This window comes from Mycetocola sp. BIGb0189, from assembly GCF_024810155.1.
GTDB classification, from domain to species: domain Bacteria; phylum Actinomycetota; class Actinomycetes; order Actinomycetales; family Microbacteriaceae; genus Mycetocola; species Mycetocola lacteus.
On sequence record NZ_JANUED010000001.1, the window covers coordinates 429,176 to 454,862 of the forward strand.

A 25,687-nucleotide genomic window follows, 5' to 3' on the forward strand; every position below is an offset into this window, starting at 1 on the left:
GACCCCCAAGCTTACGGGCTTTCGGTCGCCGCGAGTGTCTATTCCACGCGTGTGTTTGAGGGGAACGGGGGACGAGCATCGGGGGACCCCCACACGCACAACCGGCCGAGTTCTCGCGCGGAGAACTCGGCCGGTTGTCGTGACGGGTGACGCGGTGCCTACTCCGCTGCCCGGCGGCGTCGCGCACCCAGCAGGAGGGTGGTTCCCACGGCCGCCAGCAGGCCCATCGACAGGGCCAGCGCGCCGAAATCGCCACCGGTGGTGGGCAGACCGGCGGTGCCGCGGGCGATGGCGGGGGTGCCGCTCGGGGTGGAGCCAACCGGGGGAGCGCCGGCATCGGTCGGGGTGACGGTGCTTCCCGGTGTTTCGGCGGGAGCGGTCGGGGTGGGCGACTCATTGCTCGCCCGCGGTGCCACGGTGACCTTCAGCGTGGTATCCAGCGGGTAGAGGCCAACGGGTTCGGGGAAGGGCAGCTCTTCTCCGTCGGGCGCTCCGGGGAATGCTCCGTCGGGGAGTGCGAGGTAGATGGTGACCGGGACCGTGTACACACCCGGAGTGGTCGCGGTTCCGCTCAGGCGGAAGGAGATCGGCGCCTCCTCGGCCTCATCGGCCGCGAGCTCGGTGTCCAGGGCCAGCATCGGAACGGGGAGGACTTCCTCTCCCTCCTCCGGCCAGGTCACCTCGGGCTCGGTCTCCTCCTCGGCGGAGGGCTTGTCCCCCAGAATTGTGGTGAGTGTCAGGCCGGCGGGCAGCCCCGTGGCGCGGGTGGTGGCGTCGAATCCGGGGATCATGAAGTACCCCATGTCGAGCAGTTCCTGGCCGATCGTGGTGGTGAGTTCGGTGTCCACGGGAGTGCCCTCAATCACCGACGCGTCCCGGAAATCCACCGGGGCACCGGGAGCCACGTGGGTCTCGCCAAAGTGCGCATCGATGTTTGCCAGCAGCGGGCGGGTGAATGCCAGCGCGGCATCCAGTGCGCTGGGGATTCTGACCGGATAGTCAACCACCAGGGCGGTCACCTCAAACAGACTCGCTCCCGTGGTGGTGGCCGAGAAGGCGCCGGAATCGGAATCCGTCGTCAGGGTCGGAGCCGAGCCGTCGGACTTTACCGAGACCCCGGAGATTGCGGCCGGTGGTTCGGAGGGATCCACGTTGTGGGCGAGCAGGGTGTGGGAGGTGGACTCGACCACCGAGGTGTGTCGGGCGGCGAATGCACCGTCAACGGTCGCGGTGAGGGTATCGGCCTTCTCGCCCGCGATCGAATAGGTCCAGCGCGCGTAGTTGCCCTCGATGGTCAGGGTCAGGGCCACCGTGTAGGCCTCGGTAAAGGCATCGCCCGTGTTCCCCGTGAGCGTGATGACGCTCTTCCCGCCGGAGCGGGGGTTCACCGAGCGTGTGTCCGCGGAAAAGTTCCAGGAGCTTCCGCCCTGGCTGAGCGTCAGGGCACCAATCTCGCTAAAGGCGGGGAAGCTCCAGCCCACCAGGCCGGGATCGGCGCGGAACCCGAACCCACTGCGGAGGGTGCCGGTCGTGGTGTTGGCCGGGCCCCAGATGGTTGAGGATGTGTTGATGGTGTGCAGGGCCTGTACCTCGGCCTGGGCCGGTTGAAGGGCCGAGGCACCCAGCAGGGATCCGCCCACCAGGGCGAGGCTGATCCCGGCCGCGCCGAGGCGACGGGAGGCAGAATTATGACGCAGGATTGAGGCTCTCACGGGGTCCAATCGGATGTGCGCATGGTTTTCGCCTGGCCGAGTGCCCGCGGCGATGCGGCTTTAGCTAGGAATCGTAACGGAATAGTGGGCCGTGGGTGGCGGTTCAGCGCATTCCTGTTGCTTTTGTGCCGAGGACTGGGGGTATCCAGGCGTGTGTACCGCCAGGCTCGGCATGCCGACGTCGTGGTTGTCTTGTCCTCGTCCCTGTCGGCCTCCCGGAGTAGGCTGAAGGAAGCGTCGGGCGCGGGGCCCGCGCCTGGCGAGGGGACACTCATGACCGCAGCGGAATCCTTCACACACACCCCCGGAGACGCCGATGGTCGGGGCGGGCTGCGTGCCCGCTACCCGCGCGTGCGGATCGTGATCGGCGCGGAGGAGACCCGATGAGTGGGCGCGAGTCGCTGAACATCGAGGTGCGCGGCGGCCGCGTGCACAACCTCAAAAACGTGGACGTGGACGTGCCGCTGGGCGAAATGGTCGCGATCGCCGGGGTTTCGGGTTCGGGGAAGTCCTCGCTGGCGATGGGCATCCTCTACGCCGAGGGATCGCGCCGCTACGTGGAGGCCCTATCCACCTATACCCGCCGGCGCATGTCACATGCGACCCGGGCGGCGGTGGATTCGGTCCGCCACATCCCCGCGGCCCTGGCGCTGCGCCAGCGTCCCGGCGTGCCCGGGGTGCGCTCCACCTTCGGGACCTCGACCGAGCTACTGAACGTGCTCCGGGTGATGTTCTCGCGTCTCGCCTCGCACTCCTGCCCCAACGGCCACCGCCACGTCCCCACAATCGACGTGGCCGCCGACCTGCCGCTCACCTGCGCGACCTGCTCGGCCGTGTTCCGCGCCCCCGGGGCCGAATCCCTCGCGTTCAACTCCGACGGTGCCTGCCCCACCTGTTCGGGCACCGGCATCGTCCGCGACGTGGATGATGCCTCCCTGGTTCCCGACCCCTCCAAAACCATCGCCGAGGGTGCGGTGACCCCGTGGGGGATGGCCGGCCTGTCGGTCATGCCGCAGGTGGTGGCCGAGTTTGGGGTGCGGATCGACGTGCCCTACTCCGAGCTGAGTGAGCGGGAACGCCAGATCGTGCTGGATGGTCCCGACGAGAAGCGGCACATCACCGTCGCCTCAAAAAACGGCAAGGTGTTCTCGATGGACTTCACCTTCCGCAGCGCCCGGCGGGCTGTCCGCGAGGCCCTGAATAATGCGACCAGCGAGAAGGGGCTGGCCCGGGTGAACCGCTACATCACCGCGGGAACCTGCCGCGACTGCCACGGTACCCGGCTCAGCGTGGCCGCCCGGGATCCACGAATCGAGGGGATGAACCTCGCCGAGGCAACCGCGCTCTCCCTGGACCAGATCACCGAGTGGGCACCCGCCGTGGAGGAGGCCCTGCCACCCGAGATGCGGGCGATGGCGCGGCTGCTCGCCGATCAGCTGACCGATATGGGCCGTCGTCTGCGTGAACTGGGTCTCGGCTACCTGACCCTGGACCGTGCCGGATCCACCCTCTCCACCGGGGAGCGCCAGCGCGTGCAGCTGGCCCGCGCGGTCCGCAACCAGACCACCGGTGTGCTCTACGTGCTGGACGAACCCTCGATCGGGCTGCATCCAGCCAACCTCGACGGGCTGATCGGTGTGATCCGGGACCTGCTGGCCGAGGGGAACTCGGTGGTCCTGGTGGACCACGACGTGCAGGTCCTGCGCGAGGCCGACCGGATTATCGAGATCGGCCCGGGCTCGGGGGTGGATGGTGGCACCGTGGTCGCCAACGACACCCTCGCCGAAATCGTAAACAACCCCGACTCGGTGATCGGCGGTTTCATCGCCGGAACCGAACCGGTGGTGGTGCGCCCGCGCCTGGGAACCGAGGACGTGTTTGCGCACGGAGGCATCGAGATCGAAACCGCTCCGCTGCACACCGTACACGCGCTCCGGGCGCGGTTCCCCCGGGGTCGGCTGACCGCGGTCACCGGGATGTCGGGTTCGGGCAAAACCACCCTGGTCCTGGAAAGCCTGGTTCCCGCGCTCGCCGCCGAGGGAAGGATTCCGGCACACGTGACCCGCATCGAGGCCGACGGCATCAGCCGTGCCGACGTGGTGGATGCGACCCCGATCGGCACCAATATCCGCTCCACCGTGGCCACCTACAGCGGGGTTCTCGACGTGCTGCGGCGCGAGTTTGGCGGACTGCCCGCGGCATCCTCGCGCGGGCTCGGGGCCGCCGACTTCTCCTATAACACCGGCTCGCTGCGCTGCCCGCGCTGCGAGGGGACCGGACAGATCGTGCTGGACGTGCAGTTCCTTCCCGACGTGGATATCGACTGCCCCGACTGCGCGGGTACCCGCTTCGCGCCGCTGGCCCAGGAGATTCGCCGCACCGGTCCCGACGGCACCGAGTATTCCCTGCCGGATCTGCTGGCCCTCACCGTCACCCAGGCCGTGGACGCGCTCGCCGACCTGCCCCGGGTGCGCAAGAAGCTCGCCACCCTGGTTGACCTGGGCCTCGGCTACCTGACCCTGGGGGAGGATACCCCGGCCCTTTCCGGAGGCGAGGCGCAGCGCCTCAAGCTCGCGTCCGAGCTGGGCCGCGATCAGCACAGCGCGGTGTTTGTGCTGGATGAGCCGAGCGTGGGCCTGCATCCGCGCGATATTCGGGTGCTGCTGCGGGTGCTGGACGGGCTGCTGGAGCGCGGGGCCACGGTCATCGTGATCGAGCACGACCTCGACATGATCGCCAACGCCGACTATGTGATCGACCTGGGTCCCGGTGGCGGAAGCGATGGGGGACGCATCGTCGCTATCGGAACTCCGGAGGAGGTGGCGGCCCGACCCGAGAGTGTCACCGGCGCGCACCTGCGGGATTACCTCGCGCATTCCGTCTAAACTTTTTTCTCGATTGTCGGAATACCCTCTGGGGGTATATCGTTGGCTCAGATGTGATACCCAGGAGGGGTATCCCTCGAGAGGAGAAAATCATGGCAACCACCGAGTACCGCGTCACCGGAATGACCTGCGGACACTGTGAGTCTTCGGTTCGCGAAGAGGTCGAGCAGATCGCCGGCGTCGAGGACATCCGCGTGAGTGCACAGACCGGCGAACTGGTCATCACCTCCGCCGCCGAACTCGACGATGCCGCCGTGCTGGCAGCCGTCACCGAGGCGGGCTACTCCGCCGTCCGGGCCTAGGCCCCACCCCGCCTCACGCCGTTGCATCCCGGTCCCTCCCGCGGGAGGGACCGGAAAAAGGAAGAGAAGATGAGTACCTCAACACCCGTGGCCGGTGGCCCCCACGTCGAACTGGAAATCGGCGGGATGACCTGCGCATCCTGTGCGATGCGGATCGAGAAAAAACTCAATAAACTCGACGGCATCGAGGCCACGGTGAACTACGCCACCGAGAAGGCCCGGGTCGCGATCCCCGAGGGATACGATCCCGCCCTGCTGATCGCCGAGGTCGAGAAGGCTGGCTATGCGGCCACCCTGCCCGCGCCGGTGAAGCCCAAAGATCTCGCGGACCCGGATGCCGAGGACGCCGATCCCGAACTGATTGCGCTGCGTCAGCGCCTGATCGGGGCGATCGTGTTGAGCGTCCCGGTCATCCTGATGGCGATGATCCCCGCCCTCCAGTTCACCTACTGGCAGTGGGCCTCGCTCGCGCTCGCCGCCCCGGTGATCATCTGGGGTGCGTGGCCCTTCCACCGTGCCGCCTGGGTGAACCTCAAGCACGGCGCGGCCACGATGGACACCCTGATTTCGATGGGCACCGGTGCCGCCCTGCTGTGGTCGATCTATGCGCTGTTCTGGGGCACCGCGGGCATGCCCGGGATGACCCACCCGTTCGAATTCACCATCGGCCCCTCCGATGGGGCCTCCAATATTTACCTCGAGGTGGGTGCCGGGGTCACGATGTTCATCCTGGCCGGGCGCTACTTCGAGAAGCGCTCCAAGCGTCAGGCTGGTGCCGCACTGCGCGCGCTGATGGAACTCGGTGCCAAGGAGGTGTCGGTGCTGCGCGGCGGCGTCGAAACCAAGATCGACGTGGCCGAGCTGCGCGTCGGGGATGAATTCATCGTGCGTCCGGGGGAGAAGATCGCCACCGACGGCGTGGTGACCTCGGGTACCTCGGCGGTGGATGCGTCGATGCTCACCGGCGAATCCGTGCCGGTGGAGGTTGAACCCGGTGACGCCGTGACCGGCGCGACCGTCAACGCCGGTGGACGCCTGGTTGTGCGCGCCACCCGGATCGGCTCGGACACCCAGCTTGCGCAGATGGCCAAGCTGGTGGAGGAGGCGCAGACCGGCAAGGCCGAGGTGCAGCGCCTGGCGGATAAAATCTCCGGGGTGTTTGTGCCGATCGTGATCGTGATTGCCCTGGTCACCCTGGCCGGCTGGCTGATCGCCGGATTCCCCGCGGCCGCCGCGTTCACCGCCGCGGTGGCCGTGCTGGTGATTGCCTGCCCGTGTGCGCTGGGCCTGGCGACCCCGACCGCGCTGCTGGTGGGAACCGGACGCGGCGCGCAGATGGGCATCCTGATCAAGGGACCGGAGATTCTGGAATCCACCCGCCGGGTCGACACCGTGGTGCTGGATAAGACCGGCACCGTGACCACGGGGAAGATGACCCTGGCTCAGGCGATCACCGAGCCCGGAACCGAGCGCGGCGAGCTGCTGCGCCTGGCCGGTGCGTTGGAGGATGCCTCCGAGCATCCGATCGCGCAGGCCATCGCCGCCGGTGCGACGGCCGAGAACATCGAGCTGCCCGCGGCCCGGGGATTCACCAATATCGAGGGCAAGGGCGTGCAGGGTGTGGTGGACGGTCACGCGGTTCTGGTGGGACGCGAGTCCCTGCTGGCCGAGTGGTCCATCACGCTGAGTGCTCGGGTTTCCGCCGCCAAGGCCGAGGCCGAGGAGGCCGGAAAGACCGTGGTGGCGGTGGCCTGGGATGGGGAGGCCCGCGGCATCCTGGTGGTCGCCGATGCGGTCAAGCCCACCAGCCGCGAGGCGATCACCGCACTCAAGGCGCTCGGGCTGACCCCGATTCTGCTGACCGGAGACAACACCGCGGTGGCCCGGCGGATCGCCGCCGAGGTGGGCATCGAGACGGTGATCGCCGAGGTTCTGCCCGCAGATAAGGTGGCCGAGGTAATCCGGTTGCAGGAGTCCGGCCGGGTGGTCGCGATGGTGGGGGACGGCGTGAACGATGCGCCGGCGCTCGCCCAGGCCGACCTGGGTTTGGCGATGGGCACGGGCACCGATGTGGCCATCGAGGCGTCGGATATCACGCTGGTGCGCGGGGATCTGCGTGGCGTGGTGGATGCGATCCGGCTCTCCCGCAAAACCCTGGGCACCATCAAAACCAACCTGTTCTGGGCCTTCGCCTATAACGTGGCGGCGATTCCGGTCGCGGCGCTGGGCATGCTCAACCCGATGCTGGCCGGAGCCGCGATGGCCCTGTCGAGCGTGTTTGTGGTGGGTAACAGCCTCAGACTGCGCGGATTCCGCAGCATCGTCAAAAACTAGTCTCCCGTGTGGGCCCGGAGTATCGGGCCCACGTCGCCGCTGAGGTGCGGTGCCCGATATCCTGGATGCAGCAGTCCCGGCCCCGGCCGATCGATCAAAGGAGCCATCATGGCGACCATCGCAGCACACGGCACCGACACCGGCGCCGACACTATCGGTACCGAATCCGAGGGTCACTCGGGCGATTTCTGTGCCACCGAGGGGCACCACCACGGCTACATCAGCGATAAGACCGGCTACCAGAAGCGGATGCGCCGGATCGAGGGTCAGGCGCGTGGGATCTCCAAGATGATCGACGACGAGAAGTACTGCATCGACATTCTCACCCAGATCAGCGCCCTCACCAGCGCGCTGGAATCGGTGGCGATCGGCCTGGTGGACGACCACCTCAAGCACTGCGTGATGGACGCCGCCCGTCTCGGCAACGCCGAGGAGGCCGCCGCCAAGCTCAAGGAAGCCACCGACGCGATCGCGCGCCTGGTCCGCTCCTAGACCGCCCACCCACCCGCACACCGAGGGCCGCACGGATTCCCGTGCGGCCCTCGGTTTTAAGGTCGCGCTGCAGGCTCGGCCAGAGAATATTGGTGTCGAGCAGCGCGGTGAACATGTGTGGGCCCGAGTTTAGGGTAGCTCGATATCTTGCCGACGGCGTTCCGATACAACCCGACGCGCCTTCTTCAACTCGGCGAGGACTTCGTTGAGGGGAGCATCGTCATCGACGTCAGTTGAGAGTCTGGCCAGGGTTGCATACTGCTCCTCGCGGCGGCGCTTGCGATACTCCAGCACGTTAGTCAGTGTGACTCGGCGGTGTGTGCCGACGCGCTCGAACGGGATCCTTCCCTCGTCGAGCAGCTTGATGACCGTGGGACGGCTCACTCCCAGAAGATCAGCCGTCTGCTGTGTGGTGAGGGTTTTACCTCGGGGAGAAACGGTGACCGAGAGTCCGCGTCGCATCGCATCGACCACCTGCACAAGCACGTGATAGATCTCTGCGGGGAGTTCAACCTGATCATCAGTGGCATTGCCGGACAACACATACCTGGGGGCGGTGCGACCGGACTGGATTTCCGAATGCGTGACGAAGAAATCGTGCACTCGTGCGATACCGGGTTCGTCGGAAACATCGTAGGTTTCCGAGACGAGGGGTGTGTTGGTGGACATGTCCTACCTCCTTACAAGTGCAAGAAACGTAACACACTTCGAATATTTTGTTTAGGTTTTCTCCTGACTCCCGGGTTGCGCTCAGCTCTGTGGGCCAAAGCTGGCCACGAAGTCGATGGCACCGCCCAGGGCGGTGGCGAGGGGGTCGATACTGTGTTGCGCCTGTGCCAGGAGCATGCCGCCCTGGAACGCGGCGAGCAGGATCGTGGCGAGGGTGGCCGGCTGTGCGTCGGGGCGAAGGTCGCCGCGCTCGCGCATCGTGGTCAGGCCGGATTCGAAGACGGCGTGCCAGCGGTCAAACCCGTCGGTGACGTCCGTGGTGAGGTTTAGATCGGACTTGAGGACGTCGCCGGCGAGGGATCCGAACCGGCAGCCGCCCTCCCAGGAGTTCGGGCGCTCGGTGTAAAAGGCCGCCCAGGATCGCAGGGCGGCGATACTGTCGAGGTCGCCGCGGGCGGTGGTGTGGATGAGGTCGATGACCTGATCTCCGCGCCGAGCGAGAACCGCACGTACCAGGCTCTCCTTGTCGGGGAAGTAGAGCGAGAGTTGGGAGCCGCTGACCTTCGCCGACGCGCGAATCTCGGGGTTGGTGGCTCCCTGGACCCCGTGCGCGAGCATCAGGTCGGCCGCGGCGTCCACGATCCGGTCGCGGGTTGCGCGGCCCTTGGCGGTGGCGGGCAGGAGCTCTTCGGCTGGGGTCATGCGGTCAGCTTATCAGGGAATGGGCTTGACAGCCCATTATTAAGCGCCAAGAATGGGCTAGCGAGCCCATTCTGGTTTCGCGTCGAAAGGACCCCCATGAACACCTCCGCCCCCACGCCCACCACGTCCGCCGCGCTAGACGACCTCACGGCGCGGATCCGCGGCGCTCGGCTCATCGCCAACCCTTGGGCGGGGGATCCCGCGCGCGGCATTCCCGGCGAGCGGCTTGCCCGTCTCCTTCGCACCTGGTCCGAGGACTTCGATTGGCCCGCCCACGAGCGTCGCATCCACGCCTACCCCTGGGAAACAGTGGGGGACGGGGAGCGCGTGCTGCGGGTGATTCATCGGCACTCGGCCACGCCGGATGCCCCGACCGTGGTGCTCCTGCACGGCTGGCCGGACTCGGTGCTGAGATTCGAGCGGGTGCTGCCTTTGCTTGGGGACGTCAATGTGGTCATTCCGGCCCTGCCCGGATTCCCGTTCGCCCCGCCGCTGGAAGGCGCTCCGGTTTCGACCGCCGATATTGCCGGGATGGTGGCCGAGGCAATGCGAGCGCTCGGCTATTCGCGCTTTGTGATCTCGGCCGGGGACGTGGGTGGCACGGTGGCCGAGCTGCTGGCGGCGGCCCATCCCGAGCGCGTCTCGGCGCTGCACCTGACGAACCTGGCGGCGGCCAGGGTTGGGATGATTGACCCGACCACCGCGACTCCCGAGGAGCTGGCGTTTGCCGCCGCCGCGGGTGGTTGGCGGCAGGCGCACGGCGGGTTTGTGGCCGAGCAGGCGACCCGTCCCGGCACGGTGACCACGATGCTGGGCGATTCTCCGGCGGCTCTGCTGGCCTGGATGGGAGAGAAGCTGATCGACTGGGCCGGACCCACCGACACCCTCGGCGACGATGACCTGCTGACCTGGATCAGTGCCGCCTGGTTCACCGAGACCGCGGGCACCGCGCTCTCGACCTATACCGTTCCCGTGGCGCTGCCCGTGCGGATCGAGACTCCGACGATCTACTCGGCCTTCGCCGAGGACTTCATGCCCGCCCCGCGCGCGTTTGTGGAGCGATTTGTGAACCTGGCGGCGTTTATCGAGCACCCCACGGGTGGACACTTCGCCGCCTGGGAGGCACCCGCGGCATACGTGGAGGATCTGCGTCGGGCGCTCACCCTGGGGTAGCCGGGCAGTGCGGGTCGGCGGCGGGTCCAATGGTGCAGTGCCGTGGCCGAACCTTGCCGCTGGACCTCGTGGCCGTGTTTTCTCGCCCGGTCGCGCCGACTCGACTAACCGATTCGGCTCGCCCGCACCACCACGTCCCGCCGGTGGGTCGGCGCATCGGCGTGTACCGAGGCGAGTTCGACCTCCTCGGCGGCGACGATGCGCCACTCATTCGCGGGAAGCAGCGCGATAATCCCCTCGATAGTCGCGGTGGCCTCGACCGGATGGGCGTTGGCGTCCGGGTGATTACCGTGGTGTCCGGTGGCATGGCCGGCGATGAAGAGGGTGCCACCCGGGGCAACCCACTCGGCGATTCGGCGGTAGAAATCCAGCTGCGGCATCGCCGGGTGGGCAAAGTGGGTGCTCACCAGGTCGAACCCGGCTTCCGGGACCCAGGTGCCCAGGTCGGCCTCGATCCAGGTGGTCCGGTCCGCGACTCCCGCCGCGCGTGCCCGGTCGGCGGCCACCGCCAGGGCACCGGCCGAGATATCGGCCCCGGTGACCCGCCATCCGTGCTCGGCCAGCCAGAGCGCCTCGGCACCGGTGCCGCAGCCCGCTTCCAGGGCGGTGCCCGGCGCGAGATCGCTCAGAAAGGTCTCGGGGTGCGGGTGGGGCGGGGTTCGGTGGCTGCCGCGCAGGATCGACTCATCCCAGTGCTGCTCCCAGTAGGCGCGGTCGAAGGTGTGGTGTGAGGATGTGGTCATGGGAGGCCTTTCGATGGGGATACCCCAGTCTGCGCCGCGCCCGCGGAAATCTACAATCTCTTTTGCCAAATGGAAAACGGCCCCTTCTCGCGGGAAGGGGCCGTCGGCCGAAAATCAGAGGGACCAGGTGGCGGTTCCCTCACCCAGCGCGATCCGGGCGAAGCGCTCGCCCATGATCTGGTGGGACTCGGCGCCCGGGTGCAGGGCGTCGGGCAGCGGGTGGGTTTCGGTGTCCGCCTCGCCGTAGAGCTCCTGGCCATCCAGATAGAACAGGTTCGGATCGGTGGCGCGGCGCTCGGTGATGATGCGCTCAAGCTCGGCGCGAATCACGCGCAGGGTCAGCTTGCCGGCCTTGACCTCATCGGGGTTGCCGGTGGCGATAAAGCGCAGCTGACCCTTGACCAGTGCCTCCAGATCAAACATGCCGGGGCCCGGGGTGTCCTCGTGGATGCCGCAGTAGATCGGGGAGATCACCAGCAGCGGGGTGTCCGGGTGCCCCTCCCGGATTGTGTCGAGGAAGCCGTGCACGGCCGGGCCGAATGCGCGCACCCGCATCAGATCGAGATTGGTGAGGTTGATCCCGAGCTTGAGGCTGATCAGGTCGGCGGGGGTATCCCGAATTTTGCGGGCGGTGAAGGGATCCAGCAGGGCGCTGCCGCCAAAGCCCAGGTTCACCAGCTCCAGATCCGCGCCGCGGGCGGCCACCACGGGCCAGATGCCGGTGGGTCGCACCGCGTTGGAGCCGTGGCTGATCGAGGATCCGTGGTGCACCCACACCGGGCGTGCATCCGCGGCGATCGGGGTGACCGGGGCGTCGGTGCGCAGTGCGGCAATCGCGATCTGCTCGTTGTGCGGCAGCCAGATCTCCACGAGTTTCGACACGCCAGACAGCCCCTCGAAGCGCAGCGTGGCGACCGGACCCACCTCGATGGTGGGCACGCCGGTGGCCATATCGATCGTGGTGGTCTGCCCGCCCGAGGTGACCATCTGGGTGATCCGCTCGCCGTCGATCGTGAGCTCCACGATCCCGTCCGGGCGTGCGGGCACGCCACCGTAGGTGGTGCGCGAGCGGAACAGGTCCAGCTCGATCACGGTCGCGGCGCTGAAAAATGCCAGCCGCACACCCGAGGGTTGCGCCTCAACCATGCTCAGCTGCGGATCGGTGTTCTGCGCGCGAGCCCAGGCGGGCAGGCGGTGCGGCAGCAGTCCATGTTCGGTGGATTCGAGCTCGGCGGCCCCGCGGATGAGGGTGTCGTTCAGTGGCACGGGGGTGGGGGTGGTGGTCATGACGCGATCCTTTCCGAATCGGGGGAGGTGGGCCAGTGGGTGAGGAGGGCATCGAGGGCGTCGATGATCGCGATCCAGCTGTCGGAGGCGGGCGGCGCGCTGTGCGCGAAACCGCCGGCGGCTTCGAGGGTGATGAATCCGCGTACGGTGCTGCCGATCAGGCGCACCGCGTGTGGATGGGTCTCGGGGGAGAGGGCGTAGCCCGCCAGCACGGCCTCGGTGAGGTGGACGTGGCGCCGGCCGTCGCTTGCGGCGGCGGCGTCCGGGCTCAGCGGAACAAGTGTCGCGGCGAAGCGGCCGGGGTGGGCGTGTGCATAGTCGCGGTAGGTGTGGGCGAGTCCGGCAAGCGCGTCGCGTCCGGCCTTGCCCGCGGTGGCGATGGCCAGGCGGTCGGCCATTTCGGTGAGCGCGAGCAGCGCGATTCCCTCGCCCAGGGCCGCGGTGTTTGCCACGTGGGAATAGAGGCTCGCGGTCTTGACGTCGAAGCGTCGCGCCACCTCGGCCAGGGTGACCCGATCGATGCCCACCTCGTCGGCGAGCTCCGCACCCACGCCGATCAGGCGCTCGGGGGTAATGCCGGCGCGTGCCATGATGCCTCCTTAAATGACAAACCTACACGTATTAGGAAAAATCCTAACACGCGTAGGTTTGGAGTCAAGAACTACTTTTTGGAGTTCTGACGCGGGATCCACACCTGCTTGATAATCAGCAGGATCGAGGCGGTCACCGGAATCGCCACCAGTGCGCCCAGCAGGCCCAGCAGCGTGCCACCGATCAGGGCGCCGATGACCACGAGGGATCCGGGGATCGAAATGGCCCGGCTCATCACCCGCGGAGTCAGCACGTAGGCCTCGACCTGCACGTAGGCGATGTAGATCAGCGCAAACAGCAGCGCCGAGAGCGGGCTGGTGAACAGCGCGAGCACGCTCGCCACTGCCCAGAACAGGACCGAACCGACCAGCGGGATCAGCGTGATGCAGAACGCCACCACGCTCATCAGCAGCGGGAACGGCAGGCCGAGGATCGCGTAGAGCACACCCGAGAAGACCGCGTTGAAGAAGGCCAGCACCACCATGCCACCCAGGTAGCCACCGATCGAATCGGTGATCTGGTCGGTCAGGTCCGAGATGCGGGCGCGGTTGCGGGCCGGAGCCAGCTCGTACATGGCCGACTTGATCTGCGGCAGCGAGGCCACGAAGTACAGGGTCAGCACCAGGACGATCAGCACACCGGACAGGCCGGAGAAGATCGTGGCACCCACCTGGAACGCGCCGCCACCGATGGCCGCGATGTTGCCCGGGTCGGACAGGAACTTCTGAATGTCACCGATCAGCGATTCGAAGCCCTCACCAAACATCCCCTCCAGGCGGTGGAAGAGGTCGCTGTGCATGAAGTCCTTGATCATCGAGGGGACCGACTGCACAAACTGGGTGACCTGATCCACCACGGTCGGGATCACCAGCCACATCATGCCCACGATGATCGCCAGCAGACCAACGATGGTGATCACGATCGACCAGGTGCGGCTGAGCCCGCGCCCGGAGAGCCAGCGCACCACCGGGTCGATGCCGAGCGCGATAAACAGCGCAAAGACGATGTAGATGATCACCGTGGAGATGTTGGTGATCGCGGCACCCAGGCTGAAGGCGGCCAGGCCGCCCAGGGTGAGGAGGAAGCCGGCAACAAACGGGTTGTCGAGTCGGGTCCAGAAGCGACGTGAGGGCGGCACGTTGACCGGGGCCGAGGCGGCGTCGGGATCGCGCGGGGTTTCTGCTGACACCTCGACGTCCGCGGTGGCGGTCTCGGCGGTGCTGTCCGGGGTGGATTTCTCGGGCATGGTTTCCTCTGAGTTTTCGGGTGTGTGAGTTAGGGCTTGAGCCAGGCCAGCGCCGCGGCGCTCAGGGCGGCGATACCCAGCGGCAGGGTTGGGGTGATCGCCGGGGCAAACAGCGGGGAGTGGTTGGAGGGCAGCGCGGATACCCGGGCGACCAGGTCCTGCTGGCTGGTCACGTTGGCAAAGGGCGCGGGATCGGCCCCGCCGAGCAGCCAGTACATGCACGGCACTCCGGCGGCCTCGGCGAGCATGCCCACGTCCTCGCTGCCGGTCACCAGGCCCGGGTCGATGACCTGCACGCCGGGAATGGCGGCGGTCAAGGCCGCGTGTACGCGCGCGGTCGCGGCCTCGTCGTTGACCACCGCGGGGTAGGAGTGGGCGTGCACAATGGTGGGTTCGCGATCGGCGCCGGAGGTTAGGGCCTCGCCGCGGACGATACGCTCGATGGCCGCGATCACCCGGGCGCGCACCGCGGGGTCCACGCTGCGCAGGCTGATCTTGAGCTCGGCGCTGTCGGGGATGATGTTGGGGGCCGAGCCCGCATGCACCGAGCCGATGGTCAGCACGGCGGTTTCGGTTCCGGCAACCTCGCGGGACACGATGGTCTGCAGGCGCAGGATGACCGAGGCTGCCAGCACGATCGGGTCCACGGTGGTCTCGGGCCGGGAGCCGTGCCCGCCGCGTCCGAACAGGGTGATCACAAAGGAGTCGGAGGCGGCAAAGGCCGCACCGGATCGCAGCCCAAACGCACCGGCGGGGAACGGGGCCACGTGCTGACCGAGCACCACATCGGGGGTTCCGAAGCGCTCAAACAGGCCGTCCTCGATCATGGTGCGGGCACCCGATCCCTGCTCCTCGGCGGGCTGGAAGACCAGCATCAGGCGTCCGGTCCAGGTGGGATCCGCTGCCAGAGCCGAGGCGGCACCGAGCAGGGCGGTGGTGTGCATGTCGTGGCCGCATGCGTGCATCAGCGGGACCTCGACACCCTCGGCGTTGATGGTCGAGTCGGTGCTCGCATAGGGGAGTCCGGTTTCCTCACGCACGGGCAATGCGTCCATGTCCGCGCGCAGCAGCACGGTGGCACCGGGACCGCGATCAAGGATGCCCACCACGCCGGTGATGCCCACGCCCTCGGTGACCTCGTACCCGGCGGAGCGCAGGTGCTCGGCGACGATTCCCGCGGTGCGCACCTCCTGGAACCCCAGCTCCGGATGGGTGTGCAGATCGCGGTAAACGGCCTCAAAATCGGTGCTGGTGTGCGGCGACATTCGAACTCCTGGCTCGGTGAATACTAATTGATATCCACCGTAGTGCCGGGCTCGGGGAAAACCGAGGAGTACCGCGCCGTGGCCGAGGTTTCAGACCGGCGGTCACCTTCGTGCAATGTCTAGGGCTTCAACCAGGCCTCGGCCGCGCTCACCAGGGCGCGAATCCCCAGCGGCAGCGTGGCCTCGATCTTCGGGGCGAACTTCGAGGAGTGGTTGGAGGGCTGCTGCGCCACCCGGGACATGATCTCGGCCGAGCTCGACAGCCCGGCGAACAGCTGCGGATCCGCCCCGCCCAGCACCCAGTACATGCACGGGGCGCCGGCGGCCGTGGCGAGGATTCCGATGTCCTCACTGCCGGTCACCACGCCGGGATCCACCAGCACCAGATCGGGCAGATCGGCGGTGAAGGCCGCGCGCACCCGCTCGGTGGACGCAGGGTCGTTACTCACCAGCGGGAACGCGTGCAGGGTTTCGATCTCGGGTTCGCGCTCGGCCCCGGCGGTCTGGGCCTCGCCGCGCACAATGCGGGTGATCGCCGAGAGGATGGTGGCCCGGACCTCGTGGTCGAAGGTACGGATGTTGATCAGCAGTTCGGCGGTCTCGGGGATGATGTTGGGGGCCGAGCCCGCGTGCACCGCGCCCACGGTGAGGACCGCGGTCTCGGTGCCGGCAATCTCCCGGGACACGATGGTCTGCAGGCGCAGGATGACCGCGGCCGCCAGCACAATCGGGTCCACGGTGGTTTCGGGGCGAGAGCCGTGCCCACCGCGCCCAAACAGGGTCACCCGCAGTGCATCCGAGGCGGCGAAGGCCGGTCCCGAACGCAGCCCCACCGTGCCCGCGGGCAGCGGTGCCACGTGCTGGCCGAGCACCACATCGGGGGTTCCGAATCGCTCAAACAGGTGATCGTCCACCATGGCCTGGGCCCCCGCGCCCTGTTCCTCGGCCGGCTGGAACACCAGGAGCAGGCGCCCGGTCCAGCTGGGATCGGCGGCGAGCTCGGCGGCGGCACCGAGCAGGGCAGTGATGTGGACGTCGTGCCCGCACGCGTGCATGACCGGCACCTCGATGCCCGCGTCGTTTGTGGCGGTTGCCACCGAGGCATAGTCCAGGCCGGTGTCCTCGCGTACCGGGAGCGAATCCATGTCCGCGCGCAGAAGCACGGTGGTGCCGACGCCCCGATCCAGCACCCCGACCACACCGGTCTGGCCCACACTCTCGGTCACCTGATAGCCGAGGCCGCGTAGTCTCGCGGCAACGATGCCGGCGGTACGGGTCTCGGCGAAACTCAGTTCGGGATGCGCGTGCAAATCACGATAGATATCAAAAAGTTCGGAAATATCCTGTTTTGTCATGACCGTCGCTCCCCAAAGCTCGATAGTGTTCTCTTATTACCGTAGCGCTGGCTCCGTGGGGACGGGGAGGGGGAAGCTCATGACGCACGTTGTTTTCAAGAATTTTGCGCTGACGCGTCGCGCCATTTTAGGCGCGCTGATTCTGGTGGGATCGGCCGCGGTGCTGCTGGCCGCCCTCTACGGGTTCATCGGACCACACACCGCGCAGGCCGGATATTTGGCGATCATGTTCCTGCTTTCTCCGTCTCGAGCATTGCTACCCAAATGGCGGGCGATGGCGGCGCTGTGGGCCGTGATCGTGGCAATGCTGGGCTTTACGCTGGGTTCCCTGGGTACCTTCCCGGTACTGGTGGCCCTGGTGGGGGTGTGCCTGGTGCAGGGAATGTTCCGGATCGGTGACATCTCCTCGATGACCCGCTCACCGGTCAACCTGATCGTTTTCGCCTCGCTATCCAACACCGACGTCCAGTTCTGGCAGGTGCTGTTGGGTTCGAGTCTGGGGGCCGCCTTCATGCTCGCGTTTGCGACACTGATGCCGACCAAACACGACTCGCTGCCCACCCCCTCGCCGGTCAGGGAGCGGCTGGGCTACGGGGTAATGCTTGCGGTGGGGTCGCTGGGCATCGTGGCTATCGGCGAGGCCGTGGATTTCCCCTACGTCAGCTGGACGCTGCTGTCCTACTGCATGATTCTCGCGGTCGGCGTTGATAACCGCACCAGTCGCGCCCGAGACCGCGTGGTGGGTACCGCGATCGGTGCCGTTTTTGCCACGCTGGTGTCGCTGCTGCCGGGACCGATACCGATCCTCGTGGCGCTGGTGTGCACGCTGCTGTGTGTGGCCTATATTCTCTCGGGCAACTATCCGATGTTTGTGACCCTGCTCACCCCGGTGGTGCTGCTCACCACCTCCTCCGACCAGCCCGCCCATCTGGTGGGCCTCGGCCGGATCGAATCCGTGGCCATCGCCGCCGTGTTGGCCATCGTGGTCAACGTGATAGCCCATACAATCCTGCATGACCGCCATGCGCGGATTGTGCCGCGCCCCCAAGCCTCATCCATCAACCCCTAAGGAAAACCATGACTCAGGAACCCTCCCTTTCCCGCACCCTCACCAACGGTGTGCGCACGGCCCTCGGCATCGCCGGAATCATCGCAATCATCTTCGGTATCTTGATCCTGGTGGCACCGCTGAAGACCGCCTCGGTCATCACCGCGTTCATCGCGATCTATGCGGTTGTGGCCGGCGTGATCTATGCGGCCCTGGGAATCTTTGCCAAGAGCGCCTCGACCTGGGGACGGATCGGCAACGTGCTGCTCGGTGTGCTGTTTGTTGTGGCCGGTATCGTGGCCTTCACCGATCTGGGCAACGTCACCACCGTGCTGGCGATCTTCACCGCGATCTTCATCGGTGTGAGCTGGATCTTCGAGGGTGTGCTGGCCTTCGCGAGCCTGCGCGGTGCCTCCAATAAGGTGTGGGGCGTGGTCTTCGCCGTGCTGAGCATCATCGCCGGTATCCTCGTGATCACCGCGCCGTTCGCCTTCGCCGCCCTGCTGTGGCTGATCCTGGGTGTTGCCCTGGTGGTGCTGGGTATCCTGCAGATCGTGCGTGCGTTCAGCTACCGGGGACCCGCAAACGGTGCCACCCTCCGCGTGGACGAAGCTCGCATCTAGTTTTTGTGCCAACGCCCCCATCCGGTTGTTTCGGATGGGGGCGTTTTCTGTAGGGCTAGTCGGCGGGGAGGGCGCGCAGCAGCGGCGTGGTCGAATCGGCCCGGCGCACATCCACCGAGCGGATGCCCTCAAGCGGCGTGGTGGTGGTGACCTCGACCCGTGCCGGGCTGCCCGGCGCCGCGACCCAGGTGGAGACCGCGCGTTCCCGTCCGGCGTTGTCGGTGAGCACCAGCGAGTAGTCCACCGGTTCGGCCCCGGGATAGGGGGCGGCGGGGGAGGAGTAGGAGCAGTCCATCGTGACCCGGGTTCCGCCGGGGATGTCACGCAGGGTGACCACCGCGTCGATCGGTGCCAGTTCGGGACCGACCTGGGCGAGGGTGAGGCGCTCGGTCTTGGGTTCCAGCATATGCAGGGTGAGGGGAATCGCGGCCCCGACAACCAGCACGGCGGCGGCCGCGGCGATGGCCCAGCCGCGGGCGCGACGGCTCAGGCGGCGGCGCCGAGGGTGGGGGAGGTGCGCGGCGGTGTTGTCCGGCGTGAGTCTCGGGGTTTCGGGCACGGGCCGCTCGTCTCCGGGAAATTCTTGTTCGCTGGGCGGGGTGATTCGCGAGAGCAGCCCGGGTAGCGAGGCCAGCTCGGACATGTGCAGGCGACACCGCTCACACTCGGCCAGATGCTCCTCGTAGGCGCGACGATCAGCGGGGCCCAGCGCTCCCAGCACGTAGGCGGCATCCCACTCGTCAAAGCGGGTGTGGATATCGGTCACCGGGTGACCCCCTTTTCCTGAAGGGCGAGCTTGAGTGCGCGCAACCCGTAGTGCAGCCGTGACTTCACCGTGCCCTCGGGAATACCCAGATCCGCCGAAAGCTCCACCGTGCTGCGCCCGCCAAAGTAGGCACCGGTGACCACTGCCCGGTGCTCACCGCTCAGGGCTGCCAGGGCTTCGGCCACCAGGATTGAATCAAATAGCGCGTCGGTGTGATCATCGGAGCGTCCCTCGGGCATCTCATCGACCCCAATTTCGTGGCGGCGACGGGCGCTGCGCGCCTCGTCCACAACCAGGTTGCGCGCCACCGTGTAGAGCCAGGAGCGTGCGCTTTCGGGATCATCGGACATGATTCGCGGATTGCGCCAGGCGCGCAGCAGGGTCTCCTGGACGATGTCATCGGCCCCGGCAAAATCGCCGGTGAGGCGCACCACAAAACGCCAGATCACCGCGCCATGCTGCTCATGCAGCTCACGCAGAACCCGCGCCTCATGCTCGGTGGACATCACGCCCTCGTTTCCTTGCTCACTCCCGGTACACGATATTCCAGCCCCGATGGTTCAAAGCTGAGTTTTTTCTGTAGAAAACCCGATTGGCTGAACCGGGCCGCCGCCTACCTCGTGTGACCGTTGTCTCGAACCACCACGGAAGGTAACACCATGGATATGCTTCGCACCCCCGGCACCGTACGCACCAGCGCGTTGATCGGCATCGGAGTCGCCGCAATTGCCGCACTCTCCGGCTGCGCAACCGGCGATCTGACAAAGAGCGGATCGGATGCGGGTTCCTCCACAAACCCCAGCGCGCCCGCGGCCCAGTCTCAGGCCGACCCGGGTGCATCGCCCGCGGCCACCGCGCTCAAGGACGGCACCTATTCCGCCGATGGTACCTACACCTCTCCGGGTGGCCAGGAATCGATTGGTGTCACGGTCACGCTCAAGGGTGGTGTGGTGAGCGATGTCAAGGTGGTCCCCAAGGGGGAGAACCCGACCGCGAAGCAGTTTGAAACCCAGTTTGCCTCGGGCATCGCCGGTCAGGTGGTGGGCAAAAACATCTCCGACCTCAACGTGGGCACCGTTTCGGGCTCCTCGCTGACCGGCGCGGGCTTCAACGACGCCATCAACAACATCATCTCCCAGGCGAAGTAGTGGGTTCAGCGCCCGCCTCCTGGCGGTTCGAGGCGATCGGAACCGGCTGGCAGATCAGCACGGGAAACGAGGTTTCCCCGGCTGATCGAACGGCCGTGTCCGCGCTGATCGACGCCTATGACGCGGTGTATTCGCGGTTTCGCGTGGACTCGTCGGTGCGTGATTTCGCACGCACCGGCGGCAGCGTGGACCTGGGGCCGCACTGGCCGGAACTCTGGGACACGTATGTGAACCTGGAGGACCTTACCGCCGGTGCGGTCACCCCGCTGGTGGGGCGGGCGCTGGAAACCCTGGGGTATGACCCCGCCTACTCGCTGATTCCTTCGGGGGTCCCGAGCCCGGTTCCGGCGCTCGGCGACACCCTGCACAGCACGGGAACGATCCTCAGCGCAACCGAACCGGTGCTCCTAGACGTGGGCGCCGTGGGTAAGGGGCAGCTGGTGGACCTGGTTACCGGGCTGCTGATGGCTCGCGGCTACCCGGCCCTCACCGTTGACGCCGGGGGCGACATTCGCCACGCCGGGCAGGCCGGGCTGCGGGTTGCGCTGGAACACCCTTTCGATCGCACCCGGGCGATCGGTGTGATCGAGCTGGATGCGTCCGGGCCGCGATGCGCGATTGCCGGATCGGCGACCAACCGTCGCGCGTGGGGCGAGGGGCTGCACCACGTGTTGGATGGACGCACCGGAAAACCGGTGGACTCGATCGTGGCCACCTGGGCGATCGGGGAGTCGGCGCTGATCGCCGATGCCGCCGCTACCGCCCTGTTTTTTGCCGGACCCGAAGCCGTGGCCACGCGGCTGGAGATCGACTGGGTTCGGATGTTTAGCAATGGACGCGTGGAGTATTCCCGCACGCTTCCCGGAGAGGTTTTTACCGCATGATTACCCGATTGGACCGCCTTCTTGGTCGCGTGACGATGTATCGCCTGGTACTGCTGGTGTTGCTGGCACTCTGGGTAATCGCGGCGGTACTCTCACTGAGCGGTGTGCTCTCCTTCCCGATCCTGGGGCTCGTGCTGAGCCTCGTGGTCGCGGTGGTGGTTGGCTGGGTGTCCAATCGAATCTTTGCGCTGATCTGGCGGGTCTCCCCACACGGGGAATCCTCGCTGGTGACCGCGCTGATCCTGGTATTCCTCTTTTTCCCGCTGCCCACGATGCGGAGCCAGGGGATGCTCGCGCTCGCCGTGGTTGCGGCGAATCTGAGCAAGTATCTGCTGGCCTGGCGGGGACGCCACCTCTTCAATCCGGTGGCTGCCGGGGCGATGGTGGTCGCCGCCACCGGCATCGGCGGTGCCGTCTGGTGGATCGCGACTCCGGCACTGTTTGTCCCGCTGGTCCTCGGCGCGGCCCTGGTGCTGCACCGGGCGCGAGCCTGGGACATCGCGCTGCCGGTGATCGTAATCGGGGTGGTGGGCACGCTGCTCAAGCTGGTGTCCACCGGGGCTGATCCGATCGGCGCGGGGTGGACAGCCCTGGCCTCCTATCCCTACCTCTTCCTCGGGGCCTTCATGATGAGTGAGCCGCTGACGGCCCCGCCGCGACGTCGCTGGCGGATGCTGGTCAGCGCCATTGTCGGCCTGATTTCGTTGATCCCGCTGAACCTGGGTGCGCTGGCGATGTCGCCGGAACTCGCCCTGCTGGTGGGAAACGCGGTCGCGTTCGGGTTTGGTCCGCGCTCGCGTGTGCGGCTGACGCTGGAGGCCCGCGAGGAACATGCGGGTGGAATCGCCGACCTGTCCTTCGTCCCCGAGCGTCCGCTGCGACTGCGTCCCGGCCAGTATCTGGAACTCTCCATCCCACACCGGGGTGCCGATGGGCGCGGCCTGCGCCGGGTGTTTAGCGTGGCCTCGGCACCGGGGGCCTCCTCGGTGCGCATCATTACGCGGGTCGAGGAGCGGGCCAGCTCCTTTAAGCAGGCACTGCTCTCCCTGGAACCCGGGACCCACGTGGCCGTGAGTGCCGTGGGTGGTGACTTTACCGTGCGCGGCGGAGCGGATGAACTGTGGCTGGCCAACGGTGTGGGCCTGACCCCGTTCCTCGCCGCGGCCGATGCGCGCACGGCTCGTCCGGCGTCGGGACCCACCCTGATCTGGGCCCTGCGCGCGGGTGAGGATCCGGTCTGGGCGGAGCCCGTGCTGCGACGCGGAGGCGTGCGGGTGTTGATTGTCGGGCCGGAGTCTCTGGCTCGGCAGGGCGCGCTGCCCGAGGGGTGGTTGTACGCGGGCACGCGGGTGGATGAGCATGCGCTGGAGATCGCGCGGCCCGCCGGGCGTCCAACCCACGCCTATGTGGCCGGTTCCCCGGCATTTGTCGCGTCGGCATCGCGCGCGGCTCGCTCACACGGCGTGCACCGCGTCCGCACCGATCGGTTCATCGGCTACTAGCGGGGCCCTGTATTCGGGCGGGATCGCGATGGCGCGGCCGTGGTGACGCCGGGGGCAGCGTGGTTTCGCCGCGCTTGCGAGTCCCGATTCCGCCTAGCGGGTGGGCCGTGTGCTGACCCGTGCTCGGGCCGCGTGTCGGGAGACACGCGCCCGATTTCCGCAGCCCGCGGCGGTGCACCAGCGGCGCTTGGCATTCGTTGCGATGAACATCTGTGAGCAGTCCTCGGCGGGGCAGTGTCGCAGACGCCCGGCGGCCGCCGCCTCGCTCAGGTCGAGGGCCGACTGGATCAGCGTCGCGCGGGTGGCTTCCGCGGCCGTGCGTGCGGTTGTGGTGTATTCGACGTGCAGGTGCCCGTCACGCACGCTCAGGTAGCTCTGCACCGGGGCGGCGTGCAGGATCGTGTTGGCGGCGGTAAGGACCGAGGACTCGGGGGCGGTTCCGGCATCGAGTGCGCGCACCAGGGCATCAATCAGCGTGCGGAGGTTTCGGGTGTCCTCGGCATCCAGGGCGGTGATCGAGGGGTCGCGTTCGGATTGGAAGCGCCAAAACTCGGCGAGGGCACCGGGCGCGGCAAGCTGATCCACCGCGGGGGTGTGCGCGGTTTTGAGGGTGTTGATCAGATCGATCGCCAGCGGTTCGCCGAGCAGCGTGAAGGTCATGGCCCCAGTCTAGAACTAATGGATTAACTAGGCAAGAATGCATTAGTATCCCACTATGACTGCACACCGTATCCCCATGATCACCTTCGCCATCGGCTTTGGCCTTGCCGGGCTTGCCCAGACCTGGAGCGCCGCCGACGCGGTATGGGGGCTGAGCCCGATGATCGGCGACATCCTCTGGGGGATTGCCGCGCTTGCCTGGGTCTGGCTCCTCATCGCGCACACCATTCGCGGGCTCTCCGCCGCCGAGCCGCTGATCGGTCAGCTGCGCAACCCGGCCCAGGGTCCGGTTGCCGCCCTCGCGCCCGCACTGGGCATGTTCCTGGGTGCGCGACTGTATCCGATGGTTCCCTGGGCGGGGACGACGCTGGTGCTGGTCTCAATCGCGATCGGTGCGGTGTTTGCCGGTTGGATCCTGGGACGCTGGGCGCGCGGCAACATTGAGATCGACCTGGTGCACGGGGGCTATCTCCTGCCCACGGTAGCGGCCGGGTATATCGCCGCGGGATCGGCCGCCAAGATCGGCTGGATCGGGCTTGGCTGGGGTGCCTTCGGGGTGGCCACGCTGTTCTGGGTCCTGGTCTTCACGCTGATTCTGGCTCGCCTTGCCCTGCGACCGGCACTGCCCGCGCCCCTGGTTCCCTCGCTGGCAATCCTGATGGCACCGCCCGCGGTGGGTGGCGGAGCGTGGATCGCGCTGACCGGCACCCATGTGGGGATCGGGATCGAGGTTTTGCTGGGCCTGACCGCAATCCTGGTGCTCCTGCAGCTGGGACTGATGCCCCTGTATCGACGCACCCCGTTCACGCTCGGTGCCTGGTCCTATACCTTCCCGCTGGGTGCGGTCGCGGCGTTTGTGATTAGTGCCACGGCGAGCCCCATCTGGGCAGGCATCGGCGTGCTGGTGGTGACCGCGGTGATCCTCACGGTGGCCACCCTTTCGGTCCGGGCCGTGCTGATCGCGCGCGCGAGCCTTCCGGTGGCGGCCGCCGCCTAGGTGGCATCGCGTGAGCCAATCACGGTGAGTATTTGCCGAGTTTCCGGCGCGCGCGGTGCGGGTCACCGTACCGTGGTGCGGAGACGAAGGGACTCCGATGACCAGACGACCGGTGGTGCGAGGCGCGATGGTGTTTGATCCCGCCCGGCGCACGGAGATCGAGGGGATTCTGCGTCGACTGCGGCGGCCCACTCTGTTACTGGTGCCGGATGTGGACGCGCAGGGGCGTTCGGATCCGGTGGGCGCGATGGCGCAGGCGTGGAGCGCCCTGACCGAGGATGAGGCCCGCAGCGTGTTTGTGATTCGGGATATCGCTCGGCCGCTGCCGGGTGGTGTCGCCCGCGCGGTATCCGCGCTGCGCCGGGTGCCTCCCGGATCGGGCATTGCCCTGCACACCGCGGCGGATTCGCCGCATAACGCCTATCGTGTCCGGCTGGCCGCGCTCACCGGGCACGGCCTGGTTGAACTCCAGTCGCAGGAGCGAGCGCCGACCCTGTTTCTGCTGTTTGACGGCGTGGATGCGGCTCGGATCGCGCGGATCCTCGGCGGTCGAGGCGGCGGTTATGTCGAGGCCGAGCGCATCATGGCCGATACCCTGCACGCACTGGGGATCCGGGTATTTGCCGTGGTGCCGCACCCGATGGATCGGCGTGAACCCACCGGGCAGGAGAGGGCAAGGCGGGCAGAGGGGCCAGTGGGGCCGGAAGAGCCAGAGTTGTCAGAGGAGCCGGGGCTGTCAGAGGAACCAAGACTGTCAGAGGAGCCAGCGGAACCAGCGCGGTCAGCGGTGCCCGCAGGTTCGGAGGGAGCCGGGGCAGGGTTTGCGCGTGCCACCCTGGCCGCGGTGGCGGCGGATCGACCCGACTGGGCCGTACTCTCCGCGGGCACAATCGAGGGCATCGGTCGCGGCTGGATTCCGGTATATCGCGATGGGCGCACACAGCTGGAGCGCTTTGTGGGTACCCCCGAGGGAAACCGCGTTCGCCAGAATGCACACTGGAGTCGCGCGGCCGAGCTGCTGGGTGATGCGGAGCTGCCGGGGCTGACCGCGCATCGACCGGGGGTCAGTGCCGACCATGAGGCGTTTGTGGCCGGGGTTCTGCTGGGCTGGGGTGTGGAGCGGGTGCCGCGGGCGGGGCTCGCGCTGCGTGAGGATCGTCTCCGGGCGCTCACCCGAGCCTGGGCTCAGGCCGCGGCCCGCGCGGAGTCGGCGGCCCGCATCGAGGAGCTCGCGGCCAGGATCCGCGCGGGGATCGCCGCCATGACCGACGCATACTGAGACCACCCCGGTCCTGGTTGGTGG

General features: G+C 67.4%; 24 protein-coding genes. 12 read left to right on the forward strand and 12 right to left on the reverse strand.

Features of this window, described 5'->3' with window-relative positions; genetic code table 11:
* Positions 1-158: 158 nt before the first annotated feature.
* A complete protein-coding gene (locus M2390_RS01905) occupies positions 159-1,712 on the reverse strand; it encodes a hypothetical protein (RefSeq protein ID WP_259176628.1) in 1,554 nt (517 codons plus the stop codon).
* Between the two features lie 383 nt (positions 1,713-2,095).
* Between M2390_RS01905 and M2390_RS01910 the strand changes: the two genes are divergently transcribed.
* The 4 genes from M2390_RS01910 (at position 2,096) to M2390_RS01925 (ending at position 7,725) form a co-directional block, all read left to right on the forward strand.
* Positions 2,096-4,597, forward strand: coding sequence for an excinuclease ABC subunit UvrA (locus tag M2390_RS01910; RefSeq protein WP_259176629.1), 2,502 nt, complete (start codon positions 2,096-2,098; stop codon positions 4,595-4,597).
* A gap of 92 nt (positions 4,598-4,689) precedes the next feature.
* Positions 4,690-4,899, forward strand: a complete 210-nt coding sequence (locus M2390_RS01915) for a heavy-metal-associated domain-containing protein (RefSeq protein WP_187976325.1) — start codon at positions 4,690-4,692, stop codon at positions 4,897-4,899.
* 69 nt (positions 4,900-4,968) lie between these two features.
* The gene (locus M2390_RS01920) at positions 4,969-7,233 is read left to right on the forward strand and encodes a cation-translocating P-type ATPase (protein WP_259176630.1); all 2,265 of its coding nucleotides are present in this window, start codon (positions 4,969-4,971) and stop codon (positions 7,231-7,233) included.
* A gap of 108 nt (positions 7,234-7,341) precedes the next feature.
* Positions 7,342-7,725: a metal-sensitive transcriptional regulator gene (locus M2390_RS01925; RefSeq protein WP_310503956.1), complete on the forward strand. Its 384-nt coding sequence runs from the start codon at positions 7,342-7,344 to the stop codon at positions 7,723-7,725.
* A 129-nt stretch (positions 7,726-7,854) separates the two neighbouring features.
* Here M2390_RS01925 and M2390_RS01930 read toward each other — a convergent pair whose 3' ends face one another.
* Both M2390_RS01930 and M2390_RS01935 read right to left on the reverse strand, forming a co-directional pair.
* Entirely contained in the window at positions 7,855-8,394 is a 540-nt protein-coding gene (locus M2390_RS01930) for a helix-turn-helix domain-containing protein (RefSeq protein ID WP_259176632.1), read from the reverse strand.
* Positions 8,395-8,475: 81 nt separating this feature from the next.
* Complete coding sequence (locus tag M2390_RS01935; RefSeq protein WP_259176633.1) at positions 8,476-9,096, reverse strand: TetR/AcrR family transcriptional regulator; 621 nt, start codon at positions 9,094-9,096, stop codon at positions 8,476-8,478.
* 96 nt (positions 9,097-9,192) lie between these two features.
* Here M2390_RS01935 and M2390_RS01940 point away from each other — a divergent pair, with 96 nt between their 5' ends.
* Positions 9,193-10,269 carry an epoxide hydrolase family protein gene (locus M2390_RS01940; protein ID WP_259176635.1) on the forward strand — a complete coding sequence of 359 codons (1,077 nt, stop codon included), beginning with the start codon at positions 9,193-9,195 and terminating at the stop codon, positions 10,267-10,269.
* Positions 10,270-10,373: 104 nt separating this feature from the next.
* On the opposite strand, the gene M2390_RS01945 is transcribed toward M2390_RS01940, so the two are convergent.
* The 6 genes from M2390_RS01945 to M2390_RS01970 form a co-directional block, all read right to left on the reverse strand.
* Complete coding sequence (locus M2390_RS01945; protein ID WP_259176636.1) at positions 10,374-11,012, reverse strand: bifunctional 2-polyprenyl-6-hydroxyphenol methylase/3-demethylubiquinol 3-O-methyltransferase UbiG; 639 nt, start codon at positions 11,010-11,012, stop codon at positions 10,374-10,376.
* A 114-nt stretch (positions 11,013-11,126) separates the two neighbouring features.
* Positions 11,127-12,299 (reverse strand): SGNH/GDSL hydrolase family protein, encoded by a 1,173-nt coding sequence (locus M2390_RS01950; RefSeq protein ID WP_259176637.1) that lies wholly within the window; start codon positions 12,297-12,299, stop codon positions 11,127-11,129.
* On the reverse strand, positions 12,296-12,889 hold the full coding sequence (locus M2390_RS01955; protein ID WP_259176638.1) for a TetR/AcrR family transcriptional regulator: 594 nt from the start codon (positions 12,887-12,889) through the stop codon (positions 12,296-12,298). The genes M2390_RS01950 and M2390_RS01955 overlap by 4 nt, the downstream gene beginning before the upstream one ends.
* A 71-nt stretch (positions 12,890-12,960) precedes the next feature.
* Positions 12,961-14,136 (reverse strand): AI-2E family transporter, encoded by a 1,176-nt coding sequence (locus M2390_RS01960; RefSeq protein WP_259176639.1) that lies wholly within the window; start codon positions 14,134-14,136, stop codon positions 12,961-12,963.
* A gap of 29 nt (positions 14,137-14,165) precedes the next feature.
* Positions 14,166-15,401, reverse strand: a complete 1,236-nt coding sequence (locus M2390_RS01965) for an amidohydrolase (RefSeq protein ID WP_259176640.1) — start codon at positions 15,399-15,401, stop codon at positions 14,166-14,168.
* A 119-nt stretch (positions 15,402-15,520) separates the two neighbouring features.
* A complete protein-coding gene (locus M2390_RS01970; RefSeq protein ID WP_259176641.1) occupies positions 15,521-16,756 on the reverse strand; it encodes an amidohydrolase in 1,236 nt (411 codons plus the stop codon).
* A 79-nt stretch (positions 16,757-16,835) separates the two neighbouring features.
* Between M2390_RS01970 and M2390_RS01975 the strand changes: the two genes are divergently transcribed.
* Both M2390_RS01975 and M2390_RS01980 read left to right on the forward strand, forming a co-directional pair.
* The gene (locus M2390_RS01975; RefSeq protein ID WP_259176642.1) at positions 16,836-17,825 is read left to right on the forward strand and encodes an FUSC family protein; all 990 of its coding nucleotides are present in this window, start codon (positions 16,836-16,838) and stop codon (positions 17,823-17,825) included.
* Between the two features lie 8 nt (positions 17,826-17,833).
* On the forward strand, positions 17,834-18,427 hold the full coding sequence (locus tag M2390_RS01980) for an HdeD family acid-resistance protein (RefSeq protein WP_259176643.1): 594 nt from the start codon (positions 17,834-17,836) through the stop codon (positions 18,425-18,427).
* Between the two features lie 55 nt (positions 18,428-18,482).
* On the opposite strand, the gene M2390_RS01985 is transcribed toward M2390_RS01980, so the two are convergent.
* Both M2390_RS01985 and M2390_RS01990 read right to left on the reverse strand, forming a co-directional pair.
* Positions 18,483-19,193: an anti-sigma factor gene (locus M2390_RS01985; RefSeq protein WP_259176645.1), complete on the reverse strand. Its 711-nt coding sequence runs from the start codon at positions 19,191-19,193 to the stop codon at positions 18,483-18,485.
* On the reverse strand, positions 19,190-19,699 hold the full coding sequence (locus tag M2390_RS01990; RefSeq protein ID WP_259176806.1) for a sigma-70 family RNA polymerase sigma factor: 510 nt from the start codon (positions 19,697-19,699) through the stop codon (positions 19,190-19,192). The genes M2390_RS01985 and M2390_RS01990 overlap by 4 nt, the downstream gene beginning before the upstream one ends.
* 153 nt (positions 19,700-19,852) lie before the next feature.
* On the opposite strand from M2390_RS01990, the gene M2390_RS01995 reads away from it, so the two are divergent.
* The 3 genes from M2390_RS01995 to M2390_RS02005 are packed head-to-tail and all read left to right on the forward strand — an operon-like array spanning position 19,853 to position 22,727.
* Positions 19,853-20,341: an FMN-binding protein gene (locus tag M2390_RS01995; RefSeq protein WP_259176646.1), complete on the forward strand. Its 489-nt coding sequence runs from the start codon at positions 19,853-19,855 to the stop codon at positions 20,339-20,341.
* Positions 20,341-21,225, forward strand: coding sequence for an FAD:protein FMN transferase (locus tag M2390_RS02000; RefSeq protein WP_259176647.1), 885 nt, complete (start codon positions 20,341-20,343; stop codon positions 21,223-21,225). The genes M2390_RS01995 and M2390_RS02000 overlap by 1 nt, the downstream gene beginning before the upstream one ends.
* Positions 21,222-22,727 carry an FAD-dependent oxidoreductase gene (locus tag M2390_RS02005; protein WP_259176648.1) on the forward strand — a complete coding sequence of 502 codons (1,506 nt, stop codon included), beginning with the start codon at positions 21,222-21,224 and terminating at the stop codon, positions 22,725-22,727. Before M2390_RS02000 ends, M2390_RS02005 begins: the two co-directional genes overlap by 4 nt.
* Before the next feature lie 93 nt (positions 22,728-22,820).
* Here the strand turns inward: M2390_RS02005 and M2390_RS02010 are convergent, their stop codons facing one another.
* Positions 22,821-23,387, reverse strand: coding sequence for a CGNR zinc finger domain-containing protein (locus tag M2390_RS02010; RefSeq protein WP_259176649.1), 567 nt, complete (start codon positions 23,385-23,387; stop codon positions 22,821-22,823).
* A gap of 55 nt (positions 23,388-23,442) precedes the next feature.
* On the opposite strand from M2390_RS02010, the gene M2390_RS02015 reads away from it, so the two are divergent.
* Together M2390_RS02015 and M2390_RS02020 are read left to right on the forward strand one after the other, a co-directional pair.
* Complete coding sequence (locus M2390_RS02015; RefSeq protein WP_259176651.1) at positions 23,443-24,384, forward strand: transporter; 942 nt, start codon at positions 23,443-23,445, stop codon at positions 24,382-24,384.
* A 97-nt stretch (positions 24,385-24,481) separates the two neighbouring features.
* Positions 24,482-25,663 (forward strand): hypothetical protein, encoded by a 1,182-nt coding sequence (locus tag M2390_RS02020; RefSeq protein WP_259176653.1) that lies wholly within the window; start codon positions 24,482-24,484, stop codon positions 25,661-25,663.
* Positions 25,664-25,687: the final 24 nt, after the last annotated feature.

Bases quoted from the DNA above. Each gene is read 5' to 3' on its own strand.
- M2390_RS01925 (WP_310503956.1), top strand. From the start codon at position 7,342: ATGGCGACCATCGCAGCACACGGCACCGACACCGGCGCCGACACTATC.
- M2390_RS02005 (WP_259176648.1), top strand. From the start codon at position 21,222: ATGATTACCCGATTGGACCGCCTTCTTGGTCGCGTGACGATGTATCGC.
- M2390_RS01990 (WP_259176806.1), bottom strand. From the start codon at position 19,699: ATGTCCACCGAGCATGAGGCGCGGGTTCTGCGTGAGCTGCATGAGCAG.
- M2390_RS01940 (WP_259176635.1), top strand. From the start codon at position 9,193: ATGAACACCTCCGCCCCCACGCCCACCACGTCCGCCGCGCTAGACGAC.
- M2390_RS01995 (WP_259176646.1), top strand. From the start codon at position 19,853: ATGGATATGCTTCGCACCCCCGGCACCGTACGCACCAGCGCGTTGATC.
- M2390_RS01960 (WP_259176639.1), bottom strand. From the start codon at position 14,136: ATGCCCGAGAAATCCACCCCGGACAGCACCGCCGAGACCGCCACCGCG.
- M2390_RS01955 (WP_259176638.1), bottom strand. From the start codon at position 12,889: ATGGCACGCGCCGGCATTACCCCCGAGCGCCTGATCGGCGTGGGTGCG.
- M2390_RS01930 (WP_259176632.1), bottom strand. From the start codon at position 8,394: ATGTCCACCAACACACCCCTCGTCTCGGAAACCTACGATGTTTCCGAC.
- M2390_RS02015 (WP_259176651.1), top strand. From the start codon at position 23,443: ATGACTGCACACCGTATCCCCATGATCACCTTCGCCATCGGCTTTGGC.
- M2390_RS01980 (WP_259176643.1), top strand. From the start codon at position 17,834: ATGACTCAGGAACCCTCCCTTTCCCGCACCCTCACCAACGGTGTGCGC.
- M2390_RS01910 (WP_259176629.1), top strand. From the start codon at position 2,096: ATGAGTGGGCGCGAGTCGCTGAACATCGAGGTGCGCGGCGGCCGCGTG.
- M2390_RS01965 (WP_259176640.1), bottom strand. From the start codon at position 15,401: ATGTCGCCGCACACCAGCACCGATTTTGAGGCCGTTTACCGCGATCTG.
- M2390_RS01920 (WP_259176630.1), top strand. From the start codon at position 4,969: ATGAGTACCTCAACACCCGTGGCCGGTGGCCCCCACGTCGAACTGGAA.
- M2390_RS02010 (WP_259176649.1), bottom strand. From the start codon at position 23,387: ATGACCTTCACGCTGCTCGGCGAACCGCTGGCGATCGATCTGATCAAC.
- M2390_RS01935 (WP_259176633.1), bottom strand. From the start codon at position 9,096: ATGACCCCAGCCGAAGAGCTCCTGCCCGCCACCGCCAAGGGCCGCGCA.
- M2390_RS02020 (WP_259176653.1), top strand. From the start codon at position 24,482: ATGACCAGACGACCGGTGGTGCGAGGCGCGATGGTGTTTGATCCCGCC.
- M2390_RS01945 (WP_259176636.1), bottom strand. From the start codon at position 11,012: ATGACCACATCCTCACACCACACCTTCGACCGCGCCTACTGGGAGCAG.
- M2390_RS01975 (WP_259176642.1), top strand. From the start codon at position 16,836: ATGACGCACGTTGTTTTCAAGAATTTTGCGCTGACGCGTCGCGCCATT.
- M2390_RS01915 (WP_187976325.1), top strand. From the start codon at position 4,690: ATGGCAACCACCGAGTACCGCGTCACCGGAATGACCTGCGGACACTGT.
- M2390_RS01950 (WP_259176637.1), bottom strand. From the start codon at position 12,299: ATGACCACCACCCCCACCCCCGTGCCACTGAACGACACCCTCATCCGC.
- M2390_RS01970 (WP_259176641.1), bottom strand. From the start codon at position 16,756: ATGACAAAACAGGATATTTCCGAACTTTTTGATATCTATCGTGATTTG.